Origin of the sequence: Sphingobium sp. B8D3A, assembly GCF_025961995.1 — a bacterium.
GTDB lineage: Bacteria > Pseudomonadota > Alphaproteobacteria > Sphingomonadales > Sphingomonadaceae > Sphingobium.
Genome location: NZ_JAOQOS010000001.1, coordinates 3,347,181 through 3,371,151 on the forward strand (window position 1 = coordinate 3,347,181; position 23,971 = coordinate 3,371,151).

Below are 23,971 nucleotides of genomic sequence, written 5' to 3' on the forward strand. Positions count from 1 at the left end.
AGAAAGAAGAGGAGAGGGGCAACCCTCTCCTCTTTGTCGCTGGGGCGACGACAGAATGATAAATTGGGAGAGTGGCATGACATATTGGCGGACCGGTTCGAGCGCATTCCTTCTGTCCCTGCTGGCGATGACCGTCCCGGCGGCCCTCCAGGCCCAGCCGAGTTCAGCGCCGCCGCCGGGCGTGGGCGCCGATCTCGCCGCACAGGCCGCCGTCCAGATGATGGAAGAAAGCCGGGCGCCAGACAGCACAGGCACCGGGCCATACAAGGCCATCAAGCGGCAATATGAGAATTTCCCCGGCTTCGTCGTCTATCAGCCCGCCGACCTGAGCGCGCTGGGCGCTCGCAAGATGCCGGTCTATGTGTTCGGCAACGGCGCCTGCACCGAAGATGGCGCCTCATCCCGCCAGCATTTGCTGGAGGTCGCCTCCCATGGCTATCTCGTCATCGCGCCGGGCGGCATCTACAGCGGCCCGGGCGTGACCGTCACGCCGCAGAGCTGGGAGCAGCATCGCGACAAGACGCGCTACCAGCAGCTCGGGCAGGCTATCGACTGGGCTGCGGCCGAGAATGGCCGCGCGGGCAGCCCGTTCAAGGGCAAGATCGACACTGCGCATGTCGCGGCCTCCGGTTATTCCTGTGGCGGCATTCAGGCGCTCAAATATGCCGGCGACAAGCGCGTCAGCACCTTCGTCATCATGAACAGCGGTATCATGAACGGTCCGGTCCCGGGCGGCTCGGGCGAGATGTCTGCGCAGAAGAGCCTGCTCCAGAAGATCGACAAGCCGACCCTCTATGTGCTCGGCGGCAAGACGGACATCGCCTACCCCAATGGCATGGACGATTATGCGCGGCTCACCCACATCCCCTCCGCCGTGATCAACACCGACGTGACGCACGCTGGCACCTACGCCGAGCCGAATGGCGGACGCGCGGCACAGGCCGTGGTGGCGTGGCTGGACTGGCAATTGCGCGGCGACAAGGCGGGGCGGACGTGGTTCGTCGGGGAGGATTGCAAGCTGTGCAGCGATCCTGCGTGGACGATCGAGAGCCGCAAGCTGGACACGCTGCCATGAGCCGGTTGTTGCGGGCAGCGCTGGCTCTGGCGCTGATCGCGCCCGGTGTGGCGATGGCGCAGCAGGGTGGCGCTTCTGACAGAGCGCTCGCCCAGCGCGTGCAGGTGCTGGAAGACCGCGAGGCGATCCGCCGCGCGATCATTGCTTATGGCGAATATCTCGATGCGCGCGATTATGCCGGCTATGCCGGGCTGTTCGCCAGCGACGGGACTTGGTCCGGCGGGCTGGGCAGCGCCACCGGGCCGGCGGCGATCCAGAAGCTGCTTGAGGAGAAGCTGGGCAAGCCGGAAGCGGGCTTCGTCAACAAGCGCAGCTTCCACCTCGTCACCACCGAGGTGATTGACGTGACCGGCGACACCGCCATCGCTCGCTCCCGCTACATGTTCTACACCGCCGACGGGGAGGGCCGCCCCGCGACCACGCTGGCCGGGCGCTATGTCGATCATTTCGTGCGCGAGAACGGCGCCTGGAAGATCAAGACGCGGACCAGCCATGGCGTGATCCCATGGCGCGATGGCGACAATCCAGAGCGCCCGCCGCTGCCGCCGCAATTGCAGGGCGCGGTGAAGAACTGAGGGGTGGGACAACTTCGCAGGCACGCGCAGTCACCCTTCGTCATTCCCGCGAACGCGGGAATCCATCTGCAACGCTGCTCGTCAGCGCGAAGCCGAACTGGATTCCCGCGTTCGCGGGAATGACGGGGGTTGGTGCAGGCTGGCGCGCCCCGGCGCCTCATTCCTCGCGATGAGTGCGCAGCTCATCGCCCCGGATGGTCGCGACATGGAGCACATTGGTGGACCCCGGCGTACCGAAGGGCACACCGGCGAGCACGATGATCTTGTCGCCCGCCCCCGCAAAGCCGTGGCGCATGGCCATGCGCTTGGCCTTGCCGATCATTTCCTCAAAGCTGCCGATATCCTTGGTGCGCACGGCGTGGACACCCCACATGAGGCCCATGCGCCGGGCGGTATCCATGCGCGGGGTGAGCGCCAGGATCGGTGCGCCCGGCCGCTCACGCGCAATGCGCCGCACAGTGCTGCCAGAGGTGGTGAAGCACACGATGACCTTGGCCGAGACCGTGTTGGTGATGTGCTGGCTGGCGCCGGCCAGTGCGTCAGACGTTGTCGGGTCCGGCATGGTCTTGGTGAAGTGCAGCCGGTCCAGATAGCCCGGATCATGCTCGACGCTGTGGGCGATGCTGTCCATCATCGCCACGGCTTCCTCCGGCCAGTCGCCCGCCGCCGTCTCCGCCGAGAGCATCACTGCATCCGCGCCGTCATAGACCGCCGTGGCGACGTCCGACACCTCGGCGCGGGTCGGCGTGGGCGCCTTGATCATCGATTCCAGCATCTGCGTGGCGACGACCACCGGCTTGCCCAAGCGCCGGGCGCTCTCCACGATCTGCTTCTGCAGCGGCGGCACGGCATAAGGCGGCAGCTCGACGCCGAGGTCGCCACGGGCGACCATCACCGCGTCGGACATCTCGACGATTTCCTCCAGCCGCCCAAGCGCGGCCGGCTTTTCGATCTTGGCGAGCAGATAGCCATAGCCGCCCATCAGCTTGCGCGCCTCGGCAAGGTCATCGGGCCGCTGGACGAAGCTAAGCGCGATCCAGTCCACGCCGGCCTCGATGGCGAAGGAGAGATCGCGCCGGTCCTTCTCGGTCATCGCCGCCATCGGCAGCACGACGTCCGGCACGTTGACGCCCTTGCGCTCGGACAGCGAGCCGCCGACCTCGACCAGCGTATCGATGACATCGTCACGCACCGCCCGCACGCGCAGGACAAGCTTGCCGTCATCGATGAGCAGGCGCATCCCTTCCTGTGCGGCCGCGAAAATCTCCGGGTGCGGCAAAGCGACGCGGCTGCTGTCGCCGGGCGCGGGGTCGCGATCCAGCCGGAAGGCGGCGCCCTTTTCCAGAAAGACCGCACCCTGCGCGAAGGTGCCGATCCGCAGCTTCGGTCCCTGCAGGTCCGCGAGAATGGTGGTCGGGCGGCCGAACTCCTTTTCGAGTCCCCGGATGATGGCGACATTGGCGGCATGAACGTCGTGCGTGCCGTGGCTCATGTTCAGCCGGAAGGCATCGGCGCCGGCCAGGAACAGCTTGCGGATCATCACCTCGCTGCTGCTCGAAGGACCGAGGGTCGCCAGAATGCGGACCTTGCGGGTGCGGGGAGTGAGCTTCTTCATTTGGCCTCTTGCTTCGGTGCGTTCTCTGCCCACATGGCGAATGCCGGGGCGGCCACCCGGCGTGGCCCGAGGTTGGAACCGGACATGAAGGTGCAAGCAATGACGATAGACACGCTCGATGACAAGACAGCGGCAGAAGCTTTTCGCCGGCTCGTCCACCATCTGCGTCACCGCACCGATGCGCAGAATGTCGATCTGATGGGTCTGGCGGGCTTCTGCCGCAACTGCCTGGCCGACTGGGTGGCCGAGGCCGACGGCACGCTGGACAAGGCCGCTGCACGCGAACTTATCTACGGCATGCCGCAGGATGAGTGGAAGACGCGCTACCAGACCGAGGCGACGCCTGAGCAGCTCGCGCGGATGAAGGACAGCGTCGCGAAGAACAATCACTGAGCGACGTCACGTCTAAAAAGGCATTTCTCAAGCGGCGCGCGATCCCCTAAAGCGCGAACATGCCTGCGCGCATGATCCGCACTGATACCGGCACCGCACCGGGCCGAGGCCTGATCGCCGGGCTGCTGGCGCTTGTGCTGCTCGCGCGGCTGCTGGTGCCGGCCGGTTTCATGCCCGCCGTGCAAAACGGTCCCGCGGTCGTGCTCTGCACTGGCGCCGGCATGGATCGATGCGGACGGCACCGTCCGCAAGCAGCCGGACAAGCAGAACACCGCCCCGGATGCGCCCTGCGCCTTTGTCGGGATCGGTGCCTCGCTGGACAGCATCCCGCCCGCGATCGCGCGGGTCGCCGTGACGATAGTGACGGTACCCATCCTCAGCCCGAGCACGGCCGTGAGCATCGGACGCGGTCTGGCGGCGCCGCCGCCCCCGCAGACCGGCCCGCCGCATCAGCCCTGACGCTGCCATCGCTGTCGCCTCGCGTGACATCCTCATTTCGGCACGCGCCCGCGCGCTGCCCGTCAAGGCTGATCCTTTCATGACCCGATTGCTCTACTGCTGCGCAGCCATGCGCCGCCCTCCCCTCGCCCGTGCGCCATTGTCCGCCGGAGGCCGCCGATGAGCGCGCGCTCCACGACCGGCGGCGGCTTCTATCAGGCCGTCTGGCGCTGGCATTTCTATGCCGGGCTGATCGTCCTCCCGATACTGCTCTGGATGGCGATGACCGGGGCGCTCTATCTCTACAAACCGGAAATCGAGCGGCTGGTCTATGCGGACTGGTCGCATGTGACGCCAAAGGATGCGCCCCAGCCGCTGAGCCAGATGATCGCCACCGTCGAGCGGGAATCCGGCCAGCAGGTGAGCCAGATCCAGCGGCCTGCCGAGCCGACAGAGAGCTGGCGCATGACCCTGCAGGGCGCGGACGGCGCGCGCCGGCTCGCCTTTGTCGATCCCTATCGCGGCACGCTGCTCGGCACCACGCAGGCCGGCGGCGTCATGCAGACCGTGCGCGATCTGCACAGCCTGATCATCACCGGACCGGTGGGCAATGCGCTGGTGGAGATCGTCGCCGGCTGGGCGATCCTGCTGGTGCTGAGCGGGCTTTACCTGTGGTGGCCCCGGCGCGGCAGCCCGGTCGTCGGCCTGCGCGGGCAGGCGCGTGGGCGACTGTTCTGGCGCGATCTGCATGCCTCGACCGGCTTGCTCGCCGGTGCGGTGATCCTGTTTCTGGCGATCACCGGCCTGCCCTGGTCCGGCTTTGCGGGCAAGCAGTTGCAAGGGTTCGTCGCCCGTGCGGAGCTGGGCCGCCCCAAGGCGCCCGGTCCCAATCCCTGGGAGGCGCCGGCACCACGCGCGCATCACGGCCACGGCCATGACGAGGGCGCAAAGCAGAGCCTGCCCTGGTCGATGCAGGAGGCAGCGCCGCCAGCCGCATCGGGCCGCGACGACATCGGCGTAGACCGGGCCGCGGAGATCGCCAGCAAGCGTGGCCTCGCCGCCCCTTGGACGCTCACCCTGCCGATGGCGGACGGTGCGCCCTATCTCATGTCGCAGACCGTGCGCCGGGCGCAGGATGCGCGCGCCATCTACATCGATCCGGCGAGCGGCGCGGTCCTGCAGGATGCCCGCTTTGCCCATTTCGGCATCGGCGCGCGCGCCATCGAGTGGGGCATCGCAACCCATCAGGGCCAGCAATATGGCGAGGTCAACCGCACGCTGATGCTGCTCGGTTGCCTCGCGCTGATGCTGCTGTGCCTGACCGCGCCCGTGCTCTGGTGGAAACGCCGCAAGAACGGGCGGCTGGAGGCCCCTGCCCGGCCCGCCGATCCCCGCAAGGCGCGCGGCGTCGCGGCGATCATGCTCGCCATCGGCCTGTGCCTCCCCCTGACCGGTCTCACGCTGGCGGCCGCCTTGGCGCTCGACATGCTGATGGGACGCTGGCGAAGCCGAGCCGCCATGGCGGGCTGATCGAGCGATGAGTCGTGATACCGCCGGAACAAGGGCGGTTGTACGGCGTTATTCAGCACGAGCCGGCGCGATACGTGCCGGTCGCTTGTTTGATATTACGAGGATGAGTCCGATGAAGAAGATCCTGCTCGCCACGGCGCTGATGGCGTTTGCGATGCCCATGGCACCGGCCATGGCCGATCCGCCACACTGGGCGCCCGCGCACGGGAAGCGCGCGAAAGACCGGGACAATGGCCGCGCCCTTTCCCATAACGACCGCATATGGCGCGGCGACGATGGCCGGTACCGCTGCAAGCGCAATGACGGCACGACCGGTCTGCTGATCGGTGCCGGCGTCGGCGCGCTCGCCGGCCGCGCGATCGACACGAAGGGTGACCGCACAGTTGGCACCTTGCTCGGTGCGGTTGGCGGTGGCCTGCTCGGTCGCTCGATCGACCGGGGCGAAGTGCGCTGCCGCTGATCCTCCGAAAATCTGAAGATCATGGATGCCTGCTTTCTCCCGAGAGCAGGCATCTTTGCCATTTACAGCAGGCGCCACGCTCGCTAGAGGCGCGCGCCATGTCCATGATGATCGTTCAGCCGATTATTACCAAACCGACCCGCATCAGCGGGGCGGTTCGGATGCGCGCGGCCTAAAGAGCCACGATCAGCCGGACAGGAAGCCCCGCGAAGTGCGCGGGGCCGACTTTCCAGACGAAAGCCTGACCGCCGCGTCCTTCAATCAACAGGAAGGAACGTATAGATGGTTGCCCGCTTTTCCCCCGATGCCCGCCTGAATGTCGGCGTGGTCGGCGCCACCGGCCTGGTCGGCTCGATGATGCGCCAGTTGCTCGCCGAGCGCGATTTCCCGGTCGGCACGCTGCGTCTGTTCGCCTCGGCCCGCTCGGCCGGCGCGCAGGTCGAGTTCAAGGGCCAGCAAGTGACGGTGGAAGATGCCGCGACCGCCGACTTCGCCGGCCTCGACATCGTGTTCTTCTCCGCGGGCGGCTCCACCAGCAAGGCGCTGGCGCCCAAGGTCGCGGCAGCGGGCGCCATCGTGGTCGACAACAGCTCGGCCTGGCGCTCCGATCCGGAGGTGCCGCTCGTCGTCTCCGAAGTGAACCCACATGCGCTGGCAAACCTGCCCAAGGGCATCGTCGCCAACCCCAATTGCACGACCATGGCAGCAATGCCGGTGCTCAAGCCGCTGCATGAAGCCGCCGGCCTCAAGCGCCTGATCGTCGCCACCTATCAGGCCGTCTCCGGTGGCGGCATGGAAGGCATCGACGTGCTGGCGCGCCAGATCGCCGCCGTGGGCGATAAGGGCGCCGCGCTCGCCTTCAACGGCAAGGCCGACTTCGTGCCCCAGCCCGAGAAGTGGGCGGTGCCGATCACCAACAACATCGTGCCGCTCAATTATGTGCTGGGTGAGGACGGCTATACCGAGGAAGAGCTGAAGCTGCGCGACGAGAGCCGCAAGATCCTCGAAATTCCCGGCCTGCCCGTCTCCGGCACCTGCGTGCGCGTGCCCGTGTTCACCGGCCACGGCCTCTCCATCAATGCCGAGTTCGAGCGGCCGATCGATGCGGAGACAGCGCTGGCGCTGCTCGGCAAGGCGCCGGGCGTGGTGGTGAGCGATGTGCCCAACGCACTCGACGCGACGGGCGCGGACCCGGTGTTCGTCGGTCGCATGCGCCCGGACCGCACGGTTGAGCATGGCCTCGCCATGTTCGTCGTCGGCGACAACCTCCGCAAGGGCGCCGCGCTCAATGCCGTGCAGATCGGCGAAGTGCTCGCCGGGCGCTAAAACCCACATCGTGCCTCCCCGGCCCTGGGTCGGGGAGGACACAGAGCGTGCTGCCCTCAGAAGCGCTTGCTCAGGAAGAAGCGCTGCTGACCGACGGGATGATCGTCCAGCGTGCCGAACACGCTAAAGCCCAGCTTCTCGTAAAAGCCGCGCGCCTGAAAGGCATAGGTGTCGAGCCAAATGCCGACACAGCCATGGGCGCGCGCCACCCGCTCCGCCTCGGCCATCAGCGCCTTGCCATGGCCGCCGCCGCGATGCTCCGGCGCGATGGCGAGAAGCTCCACGAACATCCAGTCGTAGGAGCATTTGCCCCAGATGCCGCCCACCCGCCCGCCCTGCTCGTCGGTCAGCAGAATGGCGATAGGGCGGATATTCGGATTCCCCGCTTGCGCGATGTTATAGGCCAGCAAGGGTGCGAACACGGCATTGCGGTCGGCCTCGGACGGCTGTTCGGATACGGTGATATGAAGCGGCATAGGCTGATTAGTAGGTCGAATGCAGGGCATGGCAAGGCTGACGACCGGCTCGGCGGCGCGGCCGAAATCGCATGCCGACGCGAGCATACTTGCTTTTTCCACAAACGCCCTCTATGTGCATCGCAGCATTCGGCGCCAGGACTAGTGATCCGGCGCAATCCCGCGCAGCGTGAGGCCCCGCATCTTGCACAAGGGCCGCCGGGACGGACGGATGCGAGAATCGCTCAAGCTTCCTTATTCACGCAGGGTCGCCCGTTTGGAGACCACTGCTGCGCCCGCTCGCGACAGACGCGAGGGCGACGCATGTCATATCGAAAGTCTATTCATGTCTTTTTTCAATGAGCTTGGCCTTGCCGAGCCTATCCTCCGCGCCCTTGAGACCAAGGGTTATGCGGACCCTACGCCGATCCAGCAGCAGGCCATTCCGGCGCTGATGCAGGGCCGCGACCTGCTCGGCATCGCGCAGACCGGCACCGGCAAGACCGCAGCCTTCTCGCTGCCCTCGCTGCACCGGCTGTTCAACAATCCCCAGCCCCGCAAGCCGGCCTCCTGCCGGATGCTGGTGCTCTCGCCCACCCGCGAGCTGGCGGCGCAGATCGCCGAGAACATGCGGGGCTATGCCAAGTATCTCAGCCTCAACGTGCAGGTCGTCTTTGGCGGCGTGCCGGTGGGCAAGCAGGCCCGCGCGCTGGTGCCGGGCACCGACATTCTGGTCGCGACGCCGGGCCGCCTGCTCGACCTGATCGACCAGCGCGCGCTGACGCTGCGCAATGTCGAGATCTTCGTGCTCGACGAGGCCGATCAGATGATGGACCTGGGCTTCATCAAGCCGCTCACGCAGATCGCCAAGATGCTGCCGGCCGAGCGCCAGAGCCTGTTCTTCTCCGCGACCATGCCGCAGGCGATCGCCGAGCTGGGCAAGCGCTTCATCAACGATCCGGTCAAGGTCGAGGTTGCGCCGCAATCCACCACCGCCGAGCGCGTGGAGCAATATGCGACCTTCATCGACCAGAAGGAGAAGCAGGCGCTGCTGACCCTGCGCCTGCGCGATGCCATCGCGTCCGGCGCGCTCGACCGGGCGCTGGTCTTCACCCGCACCAAGCATGGCGCGGACCGCGTGGCGCGGCACCTCGTCGCCGCCAAGATCAGCGCAGCGGCCATTCACGGCAACAAGAGCCAGGGCCAGCGCACTGCTGCCTTGCAGGGCTTCCGCACCGGGAGCGTGCAGGTGCTGGTTGCGACCGACATTGCCGCGCGCGGCATCGACGTGTCGGGCGTGAGCCATGTCTTCAACTTCGAGCTGCCCAATGTCGCCGAGCAATATGTCCACCGCATCGGCCGCACAGCCCGTGCCGGCGCCGATGGTATTGCGATGAGCTTCGTCGCGCCGGACGAGAAGCCCTATCTGCGCGACATCGAGAAGCTGACCCGCGTCAAGCTGGCGGTGATGCCGCTGCCCGAGGACTTCGTGGTAGAAGCCCGCCGTCTGCCGCTGCCCTCCAAGGCGGCTGTGGCCGAAGCCGTCGGCGATGCCGATGGGCGCCGGCAAGGACGGGGCCAGGGTCGAGACCAGGGCCAGGGCCGTCGCCCCGAGTCGCAGCAGCGCCGCGATCGCCCGGAACGCGGCCGGTCCGACGACCGTCGCGAAGCCGGCGCCGGCGCACCGCGCCATGATGGACGGGGTGAGGGACGCGGCGAGCGCCCAGCCCGCTTCGATCGCGCACCCGGTCAGGATGGCCAGCGCCGGAATGCCGGTGAACGCGGCGAACGCCCCTTCCGTGGCGAGCGGGACGGCCAGACCGCCCGCCCGGCGCGCGCGCCTCGCGATGGGCAGGACGCCCAGCGCGGCGGCCAGCGCAATCCCGGCGGCCGCTATCATGATGGCCACGCCCCGAACCGGCCCGGCTTCGACCCGCTGGCCCAGCGCCCTGAACCTGCCGCGACCATGGATGCCGAGCGCCTGCCCAAGCGCCTGCGCCCGGTCTATGCTGCCGCATCGGGCGAACAGCGCCAGACGGACACCCGCTCCGAGGGGGATCGCGCCCGCAAGCCGGGCGGTCAGCGTCCGCGCCACTTCGGCGGCGGACGTCCGCAAGGCAATCCCGGTGGCGGTCGTCGCAGCGGCGCCGGCCGCGCGGGCTGATCCGTCAGGCCGATATCATTGAGATCCGATGGGGGGGGAGCGCTGCTTCCCCCTCATTGCATTCCAGCTAGTGCAGATGGCGCAATTTATCAGGATTGCGCACCACATAGATGCCAATGATGCGCCCCGCCTCGATCTCGAAGGCGGTGGTCTGCAGCTCGCCATCGGCCTCGCGCGTCACGAACCCCGGCAGGCCATTGATGAGCGCCGTGCGCACAAGCTGCGAGCCATGCTTGCGAAACAGCACCGCCAGCGCCTTGTGAAACAGCAGCACATTGCGTCGCCCGAGAACCTCGGCGACCGCTGCCGAACGCTTGCCCCCGCCATCGGCATGCATGCTGACATCAGCGGCCAGCATCGCGCCGAGCGCGGTCATGTCGCCGGTGCGCGACGCCGCAAAGAAGGCGCTCGCGATCTCCAGACCCCGCTGCTTCTCAACCTCGAAGCGCGGCCGCGACTGCCGCACGTGGTCCCGTGCCCGAGCGGCAAGCTGGCGACAGGCCGCCGGCTCCCGATCGATGGTGGCGGCGATTTCCTCGAACGAGACGCCGAACACATCATGCAGCAGGAACGCCGCGCGCTCGAGAGGTGAGAGCCGCTCCAGTGCGAGCATCAGCGGCAGGGTCACATCCTCCTGCCCATCCTCATCCTCGATGACCGGTTCGGGCAGCCATGGCCCGACATAATGCTCCCGCTGGACTCGCGCCGACTTGGCATGATCCAGGCAAAGCCGCGTGACCGTGCGACGGAGGAACGCCTCCGGCTCGCGCACTTCGGCACGGTCGACCCGCATCCAGCGAATGAATGCCTCCTGCACCACATCCTCGGCATCGGCGACCGAGCCGAGCATCCGGTACGCCACCCGCACCAGCCGGGGACGCAGCGGATCGAAGCTGATCGCTGCATCCTCCTGCTGATGAGGGGACATGGGATACCCTGCGCGCATCAGGCAGCCAGCTTGCGTGTCGCCGGGGTTTCGATCCACAGATCGAAGCCGACCGCGAGGCGGTTCCAGCCATTGATGATGTTGATCAGCAACGTCAGCTTCACCTGCTCTTCCTCGCTGAACTGGGCCGCGAGCTGTGCATAGGCTTCGGCCTTTCCGCCATGCCCTTCCGACAGACGCGTAAGCGCCTCGGTCCACGCCAGCGCGGCCCGCTCCCGTGCGCTATAGCATGGCGCCTCGCGCCAGACCGAGAGCAAGTAGAGGCGCTGCTCGCTCTCGCCCTTTTCGCGTGCTTCGGCGGTGTGCATGTTGAGGCAGTTGGCGCACTGGTTGATCTGCGAAGCGCGGGCCTTCACCAGCTCCACGAGCGCAGGCTCCAGGCTGTCGTTGATGGCAAGCGAGGTCGCCATCCATTGCTTGATGAGTGCGGGCGCGGCGGTGAAGGGATCGAGGCGTGCGGTCATGATCGTGTCTCCTGTCCATCGGGTTTGCACAGGCATGACGAGTGAGCGGGCGGCGATTGTGACATGGCGGGAAATTTTTTCTGCCGCCGGCGCAATGGCTACGCCGTCCGGTGCGATCGATGCCTAGACAGGGAGGGCAGCGGCTGGCTAGGACCGCGCATTCGATTCTGACACATTCCATCCGGAGACCTTGCAGACATGAGCGACAACATCGCCGCCGACCAGTTGCGCCTTCTCATCGAGCGCATCGAGCGCCTCGAAGAAGAAAAGAAGGGCATCTCGGACGACATCAAGGATGTCTATGGCGAAGCCAAGGCAACAGGCTATGACGTCAAGATCATGCGCCAGATCGTCCGCCTGCGGAAGCTGCCGCCGCATGATCGCCAGGAGATGGAGGCAATCCTCCAGACCTATCTGGCGGCCCTGGGCATGGAATAAGCCGCATGCGCGGCGAGAGGAGCGGAGAGATGGCCGATAATCCCTGGGGCAATGCCCCGACCGAGATGATCGTCACGACCACCAACAATATCGATGGCCGCACGGTGCAGCGTTATTGCGGTGTGGTGACGGGCGAAGTGATCGTGGGTGCCAATCTCTTCCGCGATCTCTTTGCCAGCGTGCGCGATATCGTTGGCGGGCGCTCGGGCGCTTATGAGGAAGTGCTGAGCCGCGCCCGCGAGGAAGCCATGGCGGAAATGCGCCAGCGCGCCGCCGCAGCCGGTGGCAATGCGATCATCGGCGTGGACCTGGATTATGAAGTGCTCGGCTCGGGCGGGTCGATGCTGATGGTCTCGGCCACCGGCACGGCGGTGCTGCTGTCCGATCCGGCCTAAGCCTGAAGCCGCTCAGGGCGCGGTCGGCGCCAGCGGCTTGAGCTTTCCGCGATTGAAATCCGGCACCGGAATCGGCGCATCGAGCATGGTCCATTGCGCGCCGACCAGCGCCAGCCAGCTCGTATAGGGATGCCAGTTGCCGTCCCGGCGCTGTTCCCACTGGCAATCGAAGGCGCCCGGCGCGTCACTGGTTTCCGCGCAGGTCACGGCGCGCAGATCACCGGCATCCACCGCCCCACTGCCATGATCCCGCAAGGCCTGCGAGAGCGCGTCCGGACTCGGCGCGGGTGGCGCGGCGGGCGCCTGTGCCGCCAGCGGCGCCCCGACCGGGAGGGCGAGCGCGACCAGCCCCGTAAGGACAGCCATGGCCGCGCCGTGCATGACGCCTGTTACTCCGCCGCCTTGGCCACGCCGACCAGAGCCGGGCGCAGCAGGCGATCCTTGATCATGTAGCCGGCCTGCATCTCCTGCACGATGGTGCCCGGCGCTGCGTCTGCGGAGGGCATCTCAATCATCGCCTGATGCTTGTTGGGATCGAGCGGCTCGCCCACAGAAGTGAACTTCTCCACGCCATGCTTGCGCAGCGCGCTCTCCATCTCCTTGCCGGTGGCATCGAGGCCGGCGATCAGGCCTTTCACCTTTTCATCCGCGCGCAGTTCGGCCGGAATGGCTTCCAGCGCGCGGCTGAGATTGTCGGCCACGGAGAGAATGTCGCGGGCGAAGGCGGTCGCGGCATAAGCGCGGGTATCGGCCAGTTCCTTCTCCAGCCGGCGACGGACATTCTGGGTATCCGCGACAGCGTAGAGCGTTTCCTGCTTGGCGTTGGCCAGATCTTCCTCCAGCGCGGCGATGCGCGCGGCGGCGATCTCCTCGCGGCTCAGCGTCTCGCCCGCGCCCTCGGCGATGTCAGCGGCCAGGGTCTCATTCTCATTGTTGGTCTGGTCAGTCATGTCTTCCGTCATTTCATCAATCTGCTGAGGGTCTGTGCGGTGAAGTCCACCATGGGGACGACGCGGGCATAGTTCAACCGGGTTGGGCCGATCACACCGACCACGCCGACCACCTGCCCGCCGGGTCCGCGATATGGCGCTGCTATGACCGAAGAGCCGCTCAGGGAAAAGAGCTTGTTCTCCGAGCCGATGAAGATCTTGGTCGCGGCACCGGCGCGGGCGCTGTCCAGCAGGCGGGCGATCTCGCTCTTGCCCTCCAGCTCATCCAGCAACTGGCGCACGCGCTCGAGATCAGCAGCGGATTGCTCGTCGAGCAGATTGGCTTGGCCGCGCACGATGAGCACGGGCCGGTCCTCGGTATCGCGACTCCACGCTGCCACGCCCCGCGCGACCAAATGGCGCGAAGCCTCATCGAGCGCCGTTTCCTCCGCTTCGATCTGTCCGCTCAGCCAGGCCTGCACCTCGCTCAGCGTGCGGCCGGTGGCGTGGGCGGAGAGATAATTGGCCGCTTCCACGAGCATCGATGGCGTCGTGCCCGGCGGCAGATCGACAATGCGGTTCTCGACGGTGCCATCCTGCCCGACCAGCACGGCCAGCGCCTGCCGGTCCGAAAGCCAGGCAAAACCGAACTGCTTGAGCAGCGTCTCGCGGCGCGGAACCATCACCAGCCCGGCGCAGGCAGACAGGCCCGAGAGCAGAGCCGAGGCGGCGTTGAGTGCTTCCTCGATCGGCCCTTCCCCGGTCAGCTGCCGCTCGATGGCGCGCTTCTCGTCCTCGGAGGGCTCGGCGACCTGCATCATGGCGTCCACGAACAGACGCAGGCCGGATTCGGTCGGCATCCGCCCCGCCGAGGTGTGCGGCGCAGCGAGCAACCCCGCTTCCTCGAGATCCTGCATCACATTGCGGATCGACGCCGGCGAGAGATTGAGCCCGCTCAACCGGCTGATCGTGCGCGAGCCGACCGGCGCCCCGGTGCCGATGTAGGATTCCACGACGACGCGAAAGATATCGCGCGCGCGATCGCTCAAAAGGTTGATGGGCGGCCCGGACATCCCCTGTATGTAGGACGCCGCGCGGCGCTGGCCAAGCGTCCTGTCTTCGGGCCTCTTTTCTTGATTTTAAGATTGTTTCCGTCTCAGAGACATTCAACTCCGCACACAGGTTTTCCATGCAGCGCCGCCACATCCAATCGCATACTGCTCTTCGCGGGATCGCGGCTTTGCTCGTGGTCTTGTATCACCTGCAGTTCGGCGCCGACTTTCGGTTCAGCTGGGAGCAATCCACGCCCTTTTTCACAAAGGGATATCTGTGGGTGGATCTCTTCTTCATCCTCTCGGGCTTCGTTATTGCCTATTCAACGCGGGCTGAAACGCGTCACACATTCCCATGGCCGGAGGTAAAGCGTTTCTGGCGTGCGCGATTTGCGCGCATTTATCCGCTGCACCTCTTCTGCCTCCTTCTGATGGCCAGCATCCAAACGAGCATTCTGGCTCTGAGTGCGATGGCCGGAAAGGACTATGGTGACCCCGACCTGTGGCGCGGGGACTCGTTGCTGAACTTCGTGGAGCAACTGTTCCTTATGAATGCCTGGGGCCTCACCGGCCGGATCGGATGGAACATCCCGAGCTGGTCCATCAGCGCAGAAGCCTTTGCCTATCTGCTCTTCCCCGCCCTCGCCTTGTTTTTGGCGCGCGGCGGGAAATATTGTGTCGCGGCGCTCCTTGCCGGTTCCGCTGCATTCTATGCCTATGCCGCGCTGACGAGCGGGAACCTCGATATTGTCAAAGGCCTGGCCATCGCGCGCTGTCTGGCCGGCTTTTCCCTCGGCATGATCCTGTATTGGCAGAGATCAGCGTTCGATCATCTCTCTAGCGGCTCCCTCGGACTGCTCCAGTTGATCGGCCTGGCGCTCATATCTGCACCTCTGATCGCCGGGCTGAACGACGTGATCGCGATCCCCGGCTTCTTCCTTCTGGTCGCCGCAACATGGCCCGACCGTGGTGCGTTGCCGAGACTTCTGGCCCGACCGTTCTTTCAATGGCTGGGCGAAATCTCCTATTCCATTTACCTCACCCACGTCGTTCTGCTGGGGCCGTGGCGCCTGATTGTTCCACCCATCACGGAACGCCTGCACATAGGGGACGCAATGGCGCGCGTGATCCTGATTGGTGGCGGTGTCCCGATGATCCTGCTTGCCTCCACCCTGACCTTCGTCTTCATCGAGCAGCCCGCTCGCGCGGCGCTGAACCGGAAATCGGCGCATTCATCATGATCCAGTGCAGGCGCGACCTTGCGCCTTGGTCCTGTGCTGATAAAGCCGGTCACCATCTTCCCAACCCGAAAGGCACTCAATCTATGCGCCCATCCGGCCGCGCCCCCGACGAAATGCGTACGATCGCCATGGAACCCGGTTTTACCGTCCATGCCGAAGGCAGCTGCCTCATTTCCTTTGGCGATACGCGGGTGCTCTGCACGGCGAGCGTGGAAGAGCGCGTGCCGCCGTTTCTGCGTGGAAAGGGTGAAGGCTGGGTGACGGCGGAATATGGCATGCTCCCCCGTGCCACGCACACGCGTGGGTCACGCGAGGCAGCCAAGGGCAAGCAGTCTGGGCGCACGCAGGAGATTCAGCGGTTGATCGGCCGCTCGCTCCGCGCGGTGGTGGACCTTAAGGCACTCGGTGAGCGGCAGATCACGCTCGATTGCGACGTGATCCAGGCCGATGGCGGCACCCGCACCGCCAGCATCTCAGGCGCCTGGGTGGCGCTGCGGATCGCAGTGGACAAGCTGCTCGCCAGCGGCGCGCTGACCACCGATCCGATCCAGGCCAAGGTCGCGGCGGTCTCCTGCGGCATCTATCAGGGCAATCCGGTGCTCGACCTCGATTATATCGAGGACAGCAATGCCCATGCCGACGCCAATTTCGTGCTGCTCTCCAACGGCAACATTGCCGAGGCGCAGGCGACGGCGGAAGGCGCGACTTACGACGAGGAAGCGCTGCTGCGCCTGCTGCGCCTCGCGCGTATCGGCTGCACCCAGATCTTCGCCGCGCAGGACTGCGCGACGGGGCGGTGAAGTCCTAACGCCCCCGTTCGTGTCGAGCGAAGTCGAGACACGGAAGGACTGTGCTGGACGTGTCTCGACTTCGCTCGACACGAACGGAAAGAGAGCGCTGAATGACCCGCAAACTCACACCCGGCAAGCTCGTCATCGCGAGCCACAATGAAGGCAAGGTGCGGGAGATCAGCGCGCTGCTCGGGCCTTATGGCATGGCGCCGGTGTCTGCCGGATCGCTCGGCCTGCCCGAGCCGGAGGAGACCGGCACCACCTTCGCGGAAAACGCCGCCCTCAAGGCGCTCGCCTCCGCCACTGCCTCCGGCCTGCCCGCGCTGGCCGATGACAGTGGCCTCGATGTGGCGGCGCTGGGCGGACGGCCCGGCGTCTACACCGCCGACTGGGCGGAGCGGCAGTGGTTCGAGGGCGAGCCCGGGCGCGACTGGTATATGGCGATGGGCAAGGTCGAAGGCCTGCTCTGCGCGCAAGGCCCGCAGGCGGACCGCAGCGCGGCCTTCGTCTGCACGCTCTGCCTCGCCTGGCCGGATGGCGAGACCGTTTTGTTCGAGGGTCGCGTCGCCGGCAGCCTTGTCTGGCCGCCGCGCGGCGCGCAGGGCTTTGGCTATGATCCGGTGTTCCTGCCGACCGGGGCGACGCAGACCTTTGGCGAGATGTCCATTGAGGCCAAGCAGGCGGTCAGCCACCGCGCCCGCGCATTCGAGCAACTGGTCACTGCGCTGTTCTGAAAGGACGCCCCGCGTTCAGCGCCCCGCGTAATCGACCGACGCGCGGTGCCCGTAGACATTGCCCGCCGGATCGTAGCGGCAGACCAGCACGTCCAGCGTCGCCGTGGGGTGGAGCGCGCAGCCGACGCGGCGCGTGCCGGCCCAGATGATCTGTGAATAATGGCCGACATCCGCCCAATTGCCGCTGCGCGAAATGTCCGGCACCGGCGCATCCAGGTAGAGCGCGCGCTCTTCCAGCCAGCTCTCCGCCATTTCCTCATAGGCATAGGCATCGCGGGTGCCGGCCCACAGATTCTCGCCATAGTTGCCCGCGCCGCCGGTTTTGTGATGGGCCGCAATCGGATCCGGCTCCTGCGCCAGCCGGGTGGCGCTCTGCGCCGCATCGGCCGCGAGTTCATCGCTCCACGCCAGCTTCGGCACGCCCCGCGCGGCGCGTTCGCCATTGTGAGCACCCAGCATGATATCGCGGAAATGCGCCGCATCGCGCGGCATGGCAGCAGAAGGCGCATCGCCAGCCAGCACGGGCGCCGGCGTCAGGGTGCAGAGCACGAGCAGGCCCATCGCCGCCCGCATACGCCGTCGCACCACTTCTCGCCCTTTGCCCGCGTCCATGTGCGTCCGCCGTTCCCCCTGCGGTTCCGGTGTGGAACCTAGCTCAGTATGAACGGTTGGGAAAACATTTTCTTCACCAATAAATTGCGTTAAATCATTGTTAATTAATATTTAACCATCAAACCGTGTCTTATTCGCCATGGGCTGACTTTGGCGCGCAGTCCGCTATAGCGGCGGCCATGGCCTCTCCCGCGCCGCTTGCCCTCTATATCCACTGGCCGTTCTGCGTGGCCAAATGTCCCTATTGCGATTTCAACAGCCATGTCCGCGATACGGTGGATCAGGAAGCGTGGCGCGCCGCGCTGCTCGCCGATCTGGCCCATGAGGCCGCGCTGCTGCCGGGGCGGACGCTGGGCAGCATTTTCTTCGGCGGCGGCACGCCCTCGCTGATGCCCCCCGAGACGGTGGCCGCCCTGATCGATGCGGCGACCGGGCACTGGGCGGTCGCGGACGACATCGAGATCACCATGGAGGCCAATCCGAACAGCGCCGAGGCCGCGCGGTTCGCGCAGGTGGCCTCTGCCGGCGTCAACCGCCTCTCGCTGGGCCTGCAGGCACTGGACGATCATGCCTTGCGCTTTCTCGGGCGGGCGCACGGCGTGGACGAAGGCCTCAGAGCGCTGGCGGCAGCGCAGGCTTGCGTGCCGCGCGTCAGCCTCGACCTCATCTATGCGCGCCCCGGCCAGAGCGAGGCGGACTGGGAGCGCGAACTGGCCCGCGCGCTCAGCTTCGGCACCGATCATCTCTCGCTCTATCAACTGACCATCGAGCCCGGCACGCGGTTCGAAACCGACGTGCGCCGGGGCACGCTGGTACCCGCCGATGCGGACCATGCCGCCACGCTGTTCGAGTTGACGCAGGCCATGACGCTGGCAGCCCGCCGCCCGGCCTATGAAGTCTCCAACCATGCCGCGCCGGGGCAGGAGAGCCGGCACAACCTCGCTTACTGGCGCTATGCCGATTATGCCGGTGTCGGTCCCGGTGCGCATGGTCGGCGCGGCGGCATGGCCACCGTGCGTCATCGCAAGCCCGAGAACTGGATGGCGGCGCTGCATCGCCATGGCCATGGCCTCGCCGAGGAGCGCGTACTGCCCGCCGGCGAACAGGCGGCCGAAGCGCTGATGATGGGCCTGCGCCTTGCCGAGGGGATCGATCTGGCCGCGCTCAGCCAGCGCACCGGGTTGGACCGCCCGTCGCTGGTAGACGAGCACGCCATTGCAAAGCTGGCCGGCCATGGCTTGCTGGAGCAAACCGGTGAGCGCCTACGCGTCACCCCGGCCGGAATGCTGCTGCTCGATGCCATTCTAGCGGACATCGTGGTGGCAGGCTGAAGCGACCACGCCCCGCCTTCATTAACCATTCGACCATTTGGGTTAACTCGTGGATAATGGCCACAGTCCTTCCCACCCGAGTCAGCTCATCTGAGGGAAGGCGTCAACTTCGTGGGGGAGTAGACATGGCCTTTCCAACCATTTGCAAAATCGCATCGCACCGGTCCGGCGTGATCATCGCTGCTTGTGCGCTGGCGCTGCAAGGGAGCGCTACGCAGGCCCTGACAATCGCCAGTCTTAAGGGCCAGGGCCTCGATCACATCTATGGCAGCTACGCGCCGCGCGGCGATTGCAGCGGGGAGCCCCGCGTCACCATCGACGACAAGGGCATGACCTTCCGCGCCAATGGCCGCACGGTCACGCCGCCGCGCGTCGAATATGCAGTGAGCTTCATGGGCCCCAGCTATGAGGGCATCACGGCCGTGTTCATGCCGTTTCCGATCAGCGCCAGCGATTCCGGGCGCGTCTATATGTACGTCAATGATGACGAAAAGGCCGGGGTCATCCGGTTCGAGGACAATCTGATGCGCGGTCAGAGACCTGACCCTTTTCATGCCGCCTTTACGGCAGGCGGTTTGTTCATGCTCTGCAAGGGCAGCGCGGCCGTCGGCAGACCAGCCCCGACGCCACCGCGACCAGCGGCAACACCGGCCGCCGCCGTGCAGGGCATCCCGGCGGAATGGACGAACCTTGCCAGCCTCGTGGGCAAATATCCGGGCAGCTACGCCAAAGATAATATCGATCTGCTGGATCGCGGCGCCGTCGCGGCGGCGCTCAAGGCCCGGCTAGGGCCGAAGATGGACGTGCTGCGGACCAATCTCTCAGTCGTCACCCCGCTCAAGCGCGTCGGGAATTATTATTATCTCTCCGGCAACGCCCAGCACAAGGGCGGCGAGGAGCAGGCCTATATCATGATCGACCCCGCCCGGCGGGCGGTGCAGGTGGGCCTGTGGGAACGCGGCAAGCTGAGCGTTTACGCCCCCGCCACCGGTACACGGCTGCCCGTCGCGCCCGAGATCAAGACCCTGCTGGATAACAGTCCGCCCGAGACGGCGGCGGCCCTGCCCGGCACGCCGTGGGAAGTCGTGCCCGTCGCCGGACGCGCGCCCATGGCCTATGTCAGCGCCGCAGCATCCCCCAACATCGAAGCCCTCAGCCTCTATTGCGAGGGCGGGAAGCCTTATATGGCGATGCTGCTCAACAAGCCGACCGCCGGCAACGCCCTGACGATGACCTGGAATTTCGCCGGCCGTCTGGTCAACATTCCCGTCCAGCGTGGCAGCGCCAACGGCACCCACTGGATCGGCGGCATCACCGGCACACCTTTGGTGCCGCTGCTGACCCAGCAGAAAGGAACGGCGATGCTGCGGATCAACGGCAGGCTGGAGGGCGAGGCATCGCTCAGCAATGCGACGATGGCGCTGCGCGCGGCCTTGCGCGGCTGCGTGAAGATGTGATCCGGCAGGGGCGGATGGCCTCGCAGGCCATCACTCGCGCCACTTCCCCCGCCCGGCTTTTACCGACGCGCGCTTGGTCTTACCCTCGACGCGGCGCACTTGCGAGGCTTTGGTAGGCTTGGTCGGCTTGCGTTTCTTGGGCACGATGGTGGCCTGCGCGATCAGATCGCACAGCCGCTGGCGCACTTCGCGCCGGTTCTCGAACTGCGAGCGCGAGCCTTCGCTGCGCAAGATGAGCACCCCCTCCCCCGTCATCCGTGTGCCCGCCAGCGCTGCGAGGCGCGTCTTGACCGCCTCCGGCAGCGACGGCGAACCGGCGACATCGAAGCGCAGAATGACCGCGCTGTCGGTGGTATTGACATGCTGACCGCCAGCCCCGGACGCGCGCGTGGCGCTCTCGAGAAGCTCGTCCTCATCGATGCTGATCGATCGCGTGATCTGGATGCGCGGCATGGCCCCTCATCACCCGGCGCGGGGCACTGTCGCAAGAGCCAATCGCTGCCGGGCCTGACGATCAGTTTCCGGTGGTAGGCGCGCTGGGAGACAGCAGCGGCGCCTCGCTGGGAACCGAAGGCGATGACGCGGCTGGGGGCGGGGCCGGATTGGCGGACGCGGACTGCGATGTGGTGCGTGCAGGCGCGGATCGGACCGGCGGCGGTGAGGCCTGCCGCTTGCTCCGCGCTGCGGGCGCAGGTGCGGCTGTCGCGGCGCGTGGCTGCGCCTGTGTTTGGCTTGGGACCGGGCGCGCGGCAGCACGGGGCGCAGGCGCAACCGCCGACACCGGCGGCGCGGCGGCTTCAGGGAGAGGAATGGCGGGCGCGGTGCTGTTCGCCGCGGCCTCGGGCGCCACGCTCTCCATCGCAGCGGCGGGCTCGCTCGAGGGACCGAAGGCGCCCAGCCGCTCGCCGAGCATGAGAGCGCCCGCCGCAAACAACGCCAGCGCAATCAGTCCGACCAGGCCCATTGCGGCGATCCACACTGTCCCCATCCGGCGAACATGGCGGGCCGAGGCCGTCGCCGCGTCGCTCAGCTCGCCGGAGAGCGAAACCTCGGTCCAATCCGTCAGCGCTCGCCGCATCGCTCCAGCCAGTGGGACCGAGAGCGCTAAGCCAACGAGCGCCGCCAGCAGCGCCATCATCATGCCGCCAAAGAAGGTCAGCGCCACCTGCGACAAGGCATCCGGCCCCAGACTGTCCCGTGCGAGTAGACTGAGGCAAAGGCCGCCGGCATTCAGCAGAACCAGCATCGTCAGCGCCCATCGATAGAGCGCGGAGGTCTCCTCCACCAAGCGCGTCATGCCGGTGCCAAGCCGCTCGACGCCACGGCGCCCGACGTCCCGGCCCAGCGCCTGTATCTCCTCCGCTTCGCTCACGCCTGCCTGCCCGATCGGCTCCATGGCTGCTTCCCCGTTTCGTTAACCGCCCGATAATCCAGCGCCTGAAGACCATGCGGCAGCCCGATCCGCAAGAGCCAAGAGGCTGGCGCGGGGGGCAGGCGGCGCCTAAATGAGCAGGTATGTACGATTTTTCTCCCGCAACGGGCAGCGACAAGCCCGCTCTCTATGCCGACCTCCTTGCCGCGGCGCGCGCGCTGACGGAGGGCGAGCCGGACGCCATCGCCAATATGGCGAATGTCGCGGCGCTGATCTGGCGATATGTCCCGGACCTCAACTGGGCCGGCTTCTACCGGCTGGTGGATGACGTGCTGGTGCTCGGCCCGTTTCAGGGCAAGCCTGCCTGCATCCGCATCGCGCTGGGCAGCGGCGTGTGCGGTACGGCTGCGGCGACCCGGCAGGTCCAGCGCGTCGAGGATGTCCACGCCTTCCCTGGCCACATCGCCTGCGATGCCGCCTCCGCATCGGAACTGGTCGTGCCGGTGATCCACGAAGGCGCGCTGATCGGCGTGCTCGATCTCGACAGTCCCCGCCCCGCCCGCTTCGACGAGGCCGACGCCGCCGGGCTGGACGCGCTCTGCGCAGCAATCGCCCCCGCTCTGGCAGGCTGACGCAGGGGCCTTTCGGCTGATCCACTTTGGGACGCGAGACGGGGCGAGCGGACTCGCCAAGCCGGTAAGGCATTGATAGCCTCCCCTTATCGCTCGCACCAAGGCGCATGGCCGCAAGGCGCAACATCGCGGCCACACGCCCCGAGCGAACTGGAACCGGGGGGCTTTCCAGCAGGGGTCCGGCAGCTTTCGAGCGGCCGGACCCTTAGCGTTTTGGGGTGGGGGTGTGCACGAGGCGCTCTTGCACAAAGAGCGGCTTTTCGAGTTTTCAGCTCGAAAGCGGACGTTCCGGACTCGACGACATTGCGGATCTCCCGTCCGTTCGTCCTGAGTAGCTGCTGAGCTTGTCGAAGCGGCGTATCGAAGGACCAGCCTATGCGCTGCGATGCTTCGATACGGCTCTTCGATACGCGCCTGCGGCGCCACTCAGACCCTACTCAGCACGAACGGGGAGGTTTGGCAAAGACCACTCCCCACGACTTTCCAGCCGCAGGCTTAGCCTTACCTGCTCTCAAGTGCGGAACTCCTAGCGCACGACACCCTCCGTTCAGACCGACGCAGGCCGATTATTTGAGAACCCGCCCCTCATGGTCGCGAGTCAGGCTCTGCTCCGGGCGGGCGGCATTCGGGGTGTCGGACTGGCCTGCGGGCAGCACCAGCCGCTCCCAGCCGGCGCGACCGAGCTTTTCCATTGGCTGATAGCGGACCTTGTAATTCATCCGGTCCGAGCCTTCGACCCAGTAGCCGAGGTACACATAAGGCAGGCCGGCGCGTTGGGCGCGCAGGATGTGATCGACGATGATGTAGCTGCCAAGGCCATTGCGGCCTTCCAGCTCCGGCTCGAAGAAGCTGTAGATCATCGACAGCCCATCGCCCTGCTTGTCGGTCAGGCAGGCGCCGATCAGCCGACCGGGGCGGCCGTCTTCCCCCGGTTCGCGATATTCGATGAGATAGGTTTCGACCGGCGTCTGCTCGACCATGTCGGCGAAGTCGATCTCGTCCATCTCGGTCATTCCGCCAGTCGGGTGGCGGGCGGCGAGATAGCGCTGGAGCAGCGAGAATTGCTCGTCGGTGGACCAAGGCTTGCACGCCCGTACGACGAGATCGCTATTGCGGCGCACGAGGCGGCGTTGCGTGGCGTTGGGCTTGAATTCGTTGGCCACGATCCGCACCGACACGCAGGCGGTGCAATCCGCGCAGCTCGGGCGATAGGCGACGTTCTGGCTGCGGCGAAAGCCGATGCGGCCCAGCGCGTCATTGAGCTCGGACGCGTGCTCGCCGGTCAGTTCGGTAAACACCTTCCGCTCCGTGCGCCCAGGCAGATAGGGGCACGGTCCGGCATTGGTCATGAAGAACCGCGGAAAGCGGAAAGCAGCGCTCACATCAACTCCCAGCGGCCCGGCAAAGGCCCGTGATTCAATGGCTCAAGAGACTATGCCTCTATCCCCCCAGTGTGAAAAGAGCATTTACCACGGATTTTTCTGTGCCCGATGGGGCAAGGCTTCGCGCTGCGCGACAATCACGAGCCTTGCTTCTCGCGCCATCC

At 66.4% G+C, this 23,971-nt stretch carries 26 protein-coding genes and 1 pseudogene; 15 read left to right on the top strand and 12 right to left on the bottom strand.

Annotation, left to right across the window (positions count from 1 at the left end; translation table 11 throughout):
* The first annotated feature begins 76 nt into the window (after positions 1-76).
* The gene (locus M2342_RS15495) at positions 77-1,075 is read left to right on the top strand and encodes a hypothetical protein (protein ID WP_264579734.1); all 999 of its coding nucleotides are present in this window, start codon (positions 77-79) and stop codon (positions 1,073-1,075) included.
* On the top strand, positions 1,072-1,650 hold the full coding sequence (locus tag M2342_RS15500) for a nuclear transport factor 2 family protein (RefSeq protein WP_264579735.1): 579 nt from the start codon (positions 1,072-1,074) through the stop codon (positions 1,648-1,650). The genes M2342_RS15495 and M2342_RS15500 overlap by 4 nt, the downstream gene beginning before the upstream one ends.
* 157 nt (positions 1,651-1,807) lie before the next feature.
* On the opposite strand, the gene pyk is transcribed toward M2342_RS15500, so the two are convergent.
* A complete protein-coding gene (gene pyk / locus M2342_RS15505; RefSeq protein WP_264579736.1) occupies positions 1,808-3,265 on the bottom strand; it encodes a pyruvate kinase in 1,458 nt (485 codons plus the stop codon).
* A gap of 99 nt (positions 3,266-3,364) precedes the next feature.
* On the opposite strand from pyk, the gene M2342_RS15510 reads away from it, so the two are divergent.
* Positions 3,365-3,658, top strand: a complete 294-nt coding sequence (locus tag M2342_RS15510; protein ID WP_181560605.1) for a DUF1244 domain-containing protein — start codon at positions 3,365-3,367, stop codon at positions 3,656-3,658.
* On the opposite strand, the gene M2342_RS15515 is transcribed toward M2342_RS15510, so the two are convergent.
* Positions 3,652-4,059 carry a hypothetical protein gene (locus M2342_RS15515; protein WP_264579737.1) on the bottom strand — a complete coding sequence of 136 codons (408 nt, stop codon included), beginning with the start codon at positions 4,057-4,059 and terminating at the stop codon, positions 3,652-3,654. The genes M2342_RS15510 and M2342_RS15515 overlap by 7 nt on opposite strands.
* Positions 4,060-4,276: 217 nt before the next feature.
* Here M2342_RS15515 and M2342_RS15520 point away from each other — a divergent pair, with 217 nt between their 5' ends.
* The 3 genes from M2342_RS15520 (at position 4,277) to M2342_RS15530 (ending at position 7,412) form a co-directional block, all read left to right on the top strand.
* Complete coding sequence (locus M2342_RS15520; protein WP_264579738.1) at positions 4,277-5,626, top strand: PepSY-associated TM helix domain-containing protein; 1,350 nt, start codon at positions 4,277-4,279, stop codon at positions 5,624-5,626.
* A gap of 112 nt (positions 5,627-5,738) precedes the next feature.
* Positions 5,739-6,086 (top strand): glycine zipper 2TM domain-containing protein, encoded by a 348-nt coding sequence (locus M2342_RS15525; RefSeq protein ID WP_181560607.1) that lies wholly within the window; start codon positions 5,739-5,741, stop codon positions 6,084-6,086.
* 282 nt (positions 6,087-6,368) lie between these two features.
* Complete coding sequence (locus tag M2342_RS15530; RefSeq protein ID WP_264579739.1) at positions 6,369-7,412, top strand: aspartate-semialdehyde dehydrogenase; 1,044 nt, start codon at positions 6,369-6,371, stop codon at positions 7,410-7,412.
* Between the two features lie 56 nt (positions 7,413-7,468).
* Here M2342_RS15530 and M2342_RS15535 read toward each other — a convergent pair whose 3' ends face one another.
* A complete protein-coding gene (locus M2342_RS15535; RefSeq protein WP_319801097.1) occupies positions 7,469-7,975 on the bottom strand; it encodes a GNAT family N-acetyltransferase in 507 nt (168 codons plus the stop codon).
* A gap of 238 nt (positions 7,976-8,213) precedes the next feature.
* Here M2342_RS15535 and M2342_RS15540 point away from each other — a divergent pair.
* A pseudogene (locus M2342_RS15540) lies at positions 8,214-9,650 on the top strand (DEAD/DEAH box helicase); the annotation flags it as partial.
* Positions 9,651-10,098: 448 nt separating this feature from the next.
* Here M2342_RS15540 and M2342_RS15545 read toward each other — a convergent pair.
* Both M2342_RS15545 and M2342_RS15550 read right to left on the bottom strand, forming a co-directional pair.
* Entirely contained in the window at positions 10,099-10,959 is an 861-nt protein-coding gene (locus tag M2342_RS15545; protein ID WP_264579740.1) for a sigma-70 family RNA polymerase sigma factor, read from the bottom strand.
* 17 nt (positions 10,960-10,976) lie between these two features.
* Positions 10,977-11,441: a carboxymuconolactone decarboxylase family protein gene (locus M2342_RS15550; RefSeq protein WP_264573597.1), complete on the bottom strand. Its 465-nt coding sequence runs from the start codon at positions 11,439-11,441 to the stop codon at positions 10,977-10,979.
* A 198-nt stretch (positions 11,442-11,639) separates the two neighbouring features.
* Here M2342_RS15550 and M2342_RS15555 point away from each other — a divergent pair, with 198 nt between their 5' ends.
* Together M2342_RS15555 and M2342_RS15560 are read left to right on the top strand one after the other, a co-directional pair.
* Positions 11,640-11,879, top strand: coding sequence for a DUF2312 domain-containing protein (locus M2342_RS15555; RefSeq protein WP_181560613.1), 240 nt, complete (start codon positions 11,640-11,642; stop codon positions 11,877-11,879).
* 65 nt (positions 11,880-11,944) lie between these two features.
* Entirely contained in the window at positions 11,945-12,274 is a 330-nt protein-coding gene (locus M2342_RS15560) for a heavy metal-binding domain-containing protein (RefSeq protein WP_264580060.1), read from the top strand.
* Positions 12,275-12,286: 12 nt separating this feature from the next.
* Here M2342_RS15560 and M2342_RS15565 read toward each other — a convergent pair whose 3' ends face one another.
* The 3 genes from M2342_RS15565 to hrcA are packed head-to-tail and all read right to left on the bottom strand — an operon-like array spanning position 12,287 to position 14,276.
* Positions 12,287-12,640, bottom strand: a complete 354-nt coding sequence (locus M2342_RS15565) for a hypothetical protein (RefSeq protein ID WP_264579741.1) — start codon at positions 12,638-12,640, stop codon at positions 12,287-12,289.
* A gap of 23 nt (positions 12,641-12,663) precedes the next feature.
* A complete protein-coding gene (grpE, locus tag M2342_RS15570; RefSeq protein ID WP_413715147.1) occupies positions 12,664-13,224 on the bottom strand; it encodes a nucleotide exchange factor GrpE in 561 nt (186 codons plus the stop codon).
* Positions 13,225-13,232: 8 nt separating this feature from the next.
* Positions 13,233-14,276: a heat-inducible transcriptional repressor HrcA gene (hrcA, locus tag M2342_RS15575; protein ID WP_264572305.1), complete on the bottom strand. Its 1,044-nt coding sequence runs from the start codon at positions 14,274-14,276 to the stop codon at positions 13,233-13,235.
* A 116-nt stretch (positions 14,277-14,392) separates the two neighbouring features.
* Between hrcA and M2342_RS15580 the strand changes: the two genes are divergently transcribed.
* From M2342_RS15580 to rdgB, 3 genes are all read left to right on the top strand, one after another.
* Entirely contained in the window at positions 14,393-15,496 is a 1,104-nt protein-coding gene (locus tag M2342_RS15580; protein ID WP_264579742.1) for an acyltransferase family protein, read from the top strand.
* A gap of 83 nt (positions 15,497-15,579) precedes the next feature.
* Positions 15,580-16,296, top strand: coding sequence for a ribonuclease PH (rph, locus tag M2342_RS15585; RefSeq protein ID WP_264579743.1), 717 nt, complete (start codon positions 15,580-15,582; stop codon positions 16,294-16,296).
* A gap of 101 nt (positions 16,297-16,397) precedes the next feature.
* Complete coding sequence (rdgB, locus tag M2342_RS15590) at positions 16,398-17,021, top strand: RdgB/HAM1 family non-canonical purine NTP pyrophosphatase (protein ID WP_264579744.1); 624 nt, start codon at positions 16,398-16,400, stop codon at positions 17,019-17,021.
* Between the two features lie 15 nt (positions 17,022-17,036).
* Here the strand turns inward: rdgB and M2342_RS15595 are convergent, their stop codons facing one another.
* Complete coding sequence (locus M2342_RS15595) at positions 17,037-17,633, bottom strand: CAP domain-containing protein (protein ID WP_264579745.1); 597 nt, start codon at positions 17,631-17,633, stop codon at positions 17,037-17,039.
* A gap of 179 nt (positions 17,634-17,812) precedes the next feature.
* On the opposite strand from M2342_RS15595, the gene hemW reads away from it, so the two are divergent.
* Positions 17,813-18,964, top strand: coding sequence for a radical SAM family heme chaperone HemW (hemW, locus tag M2342_RS15600; protein WP_264579746.1), 1,152 nt, complete (start codon positions 17,813-17,815; stop codon positions 18,962-18,964).
* A gap of 125 nt (positions 18,965-19,089) precedes the next feature.
* Complete coding sequence (locus M2342_RS15605; protein WP_264579747.1) at positions 19,090-20,421, top strand: hypothetical protein; 1,332 nt, start codon at positions 19,090-19,092, stop codon at positions 20,419-20,421.
* A gap of 30 nt (positions 20,422-20,451) precedes the next feature.
* On the opposite strand, the gene arfB is transcribed toward M2342_RS15605, so the two are convergent.
* Both arfB and M2342_RS15615 read right to left on the bottom strand, forming a co-directional pair.
* Positions 20,452-20,874: an alternative ribosome rescue aminoacyl-tRNA hydrolase ArfB gene (arfB, locus tag M2342_RS15610; RefSeq protein ID WP_264577366.1), complete on the bottom strand. Its 423-nt coding sequence runs from the start codon at positions 20,872-20,874 to the stop codon at positions 20,452-20,454.
* 61 nt (positions 20,875-20,935) lie between these two features.
* Positions 20,936-21,817, bottom strand: a complete 882-nt coding sequence (locus M2342_RS15615) for a hypothetical protein (RefSeq protein WP_264579748.1) — start codon at positions 21,815-21,817, stop codon at positions 20,936-20,938.
* Positions 21,818-21,936: 119 nt separating this feature from the next.
* Between M2342_RS15615 and M2342_RS15620 the strand changes: the two genes are divergently transcribed.
* On the top strand, positions 21,937-22,425 hold the full coding sequence (locus M2342_RS15620; protein WP_264579749.1) for a GAF domain-containing protein: 489 nt from the start codon (positions 21,937-21,939) through the stop codon (positions 22,423-22,425).
* 566 nt (positions 22,426-22,991) lie between these two features.
* Here the strand turns inward: M2342_RS15620 and M2342_RS15625 are convergent.
* Positions 22,992-23,807, bottom strand: a complete 816-nt coding sequence (locus M2342_RS15625; protein WP_264571292.1) for an arginyltransferase — start codon at positions 23,805-23,807, stop codon at positions 22,992-22,994.
* Positions 23,808-23,971 lie beyond the last annotated feature (164 nt).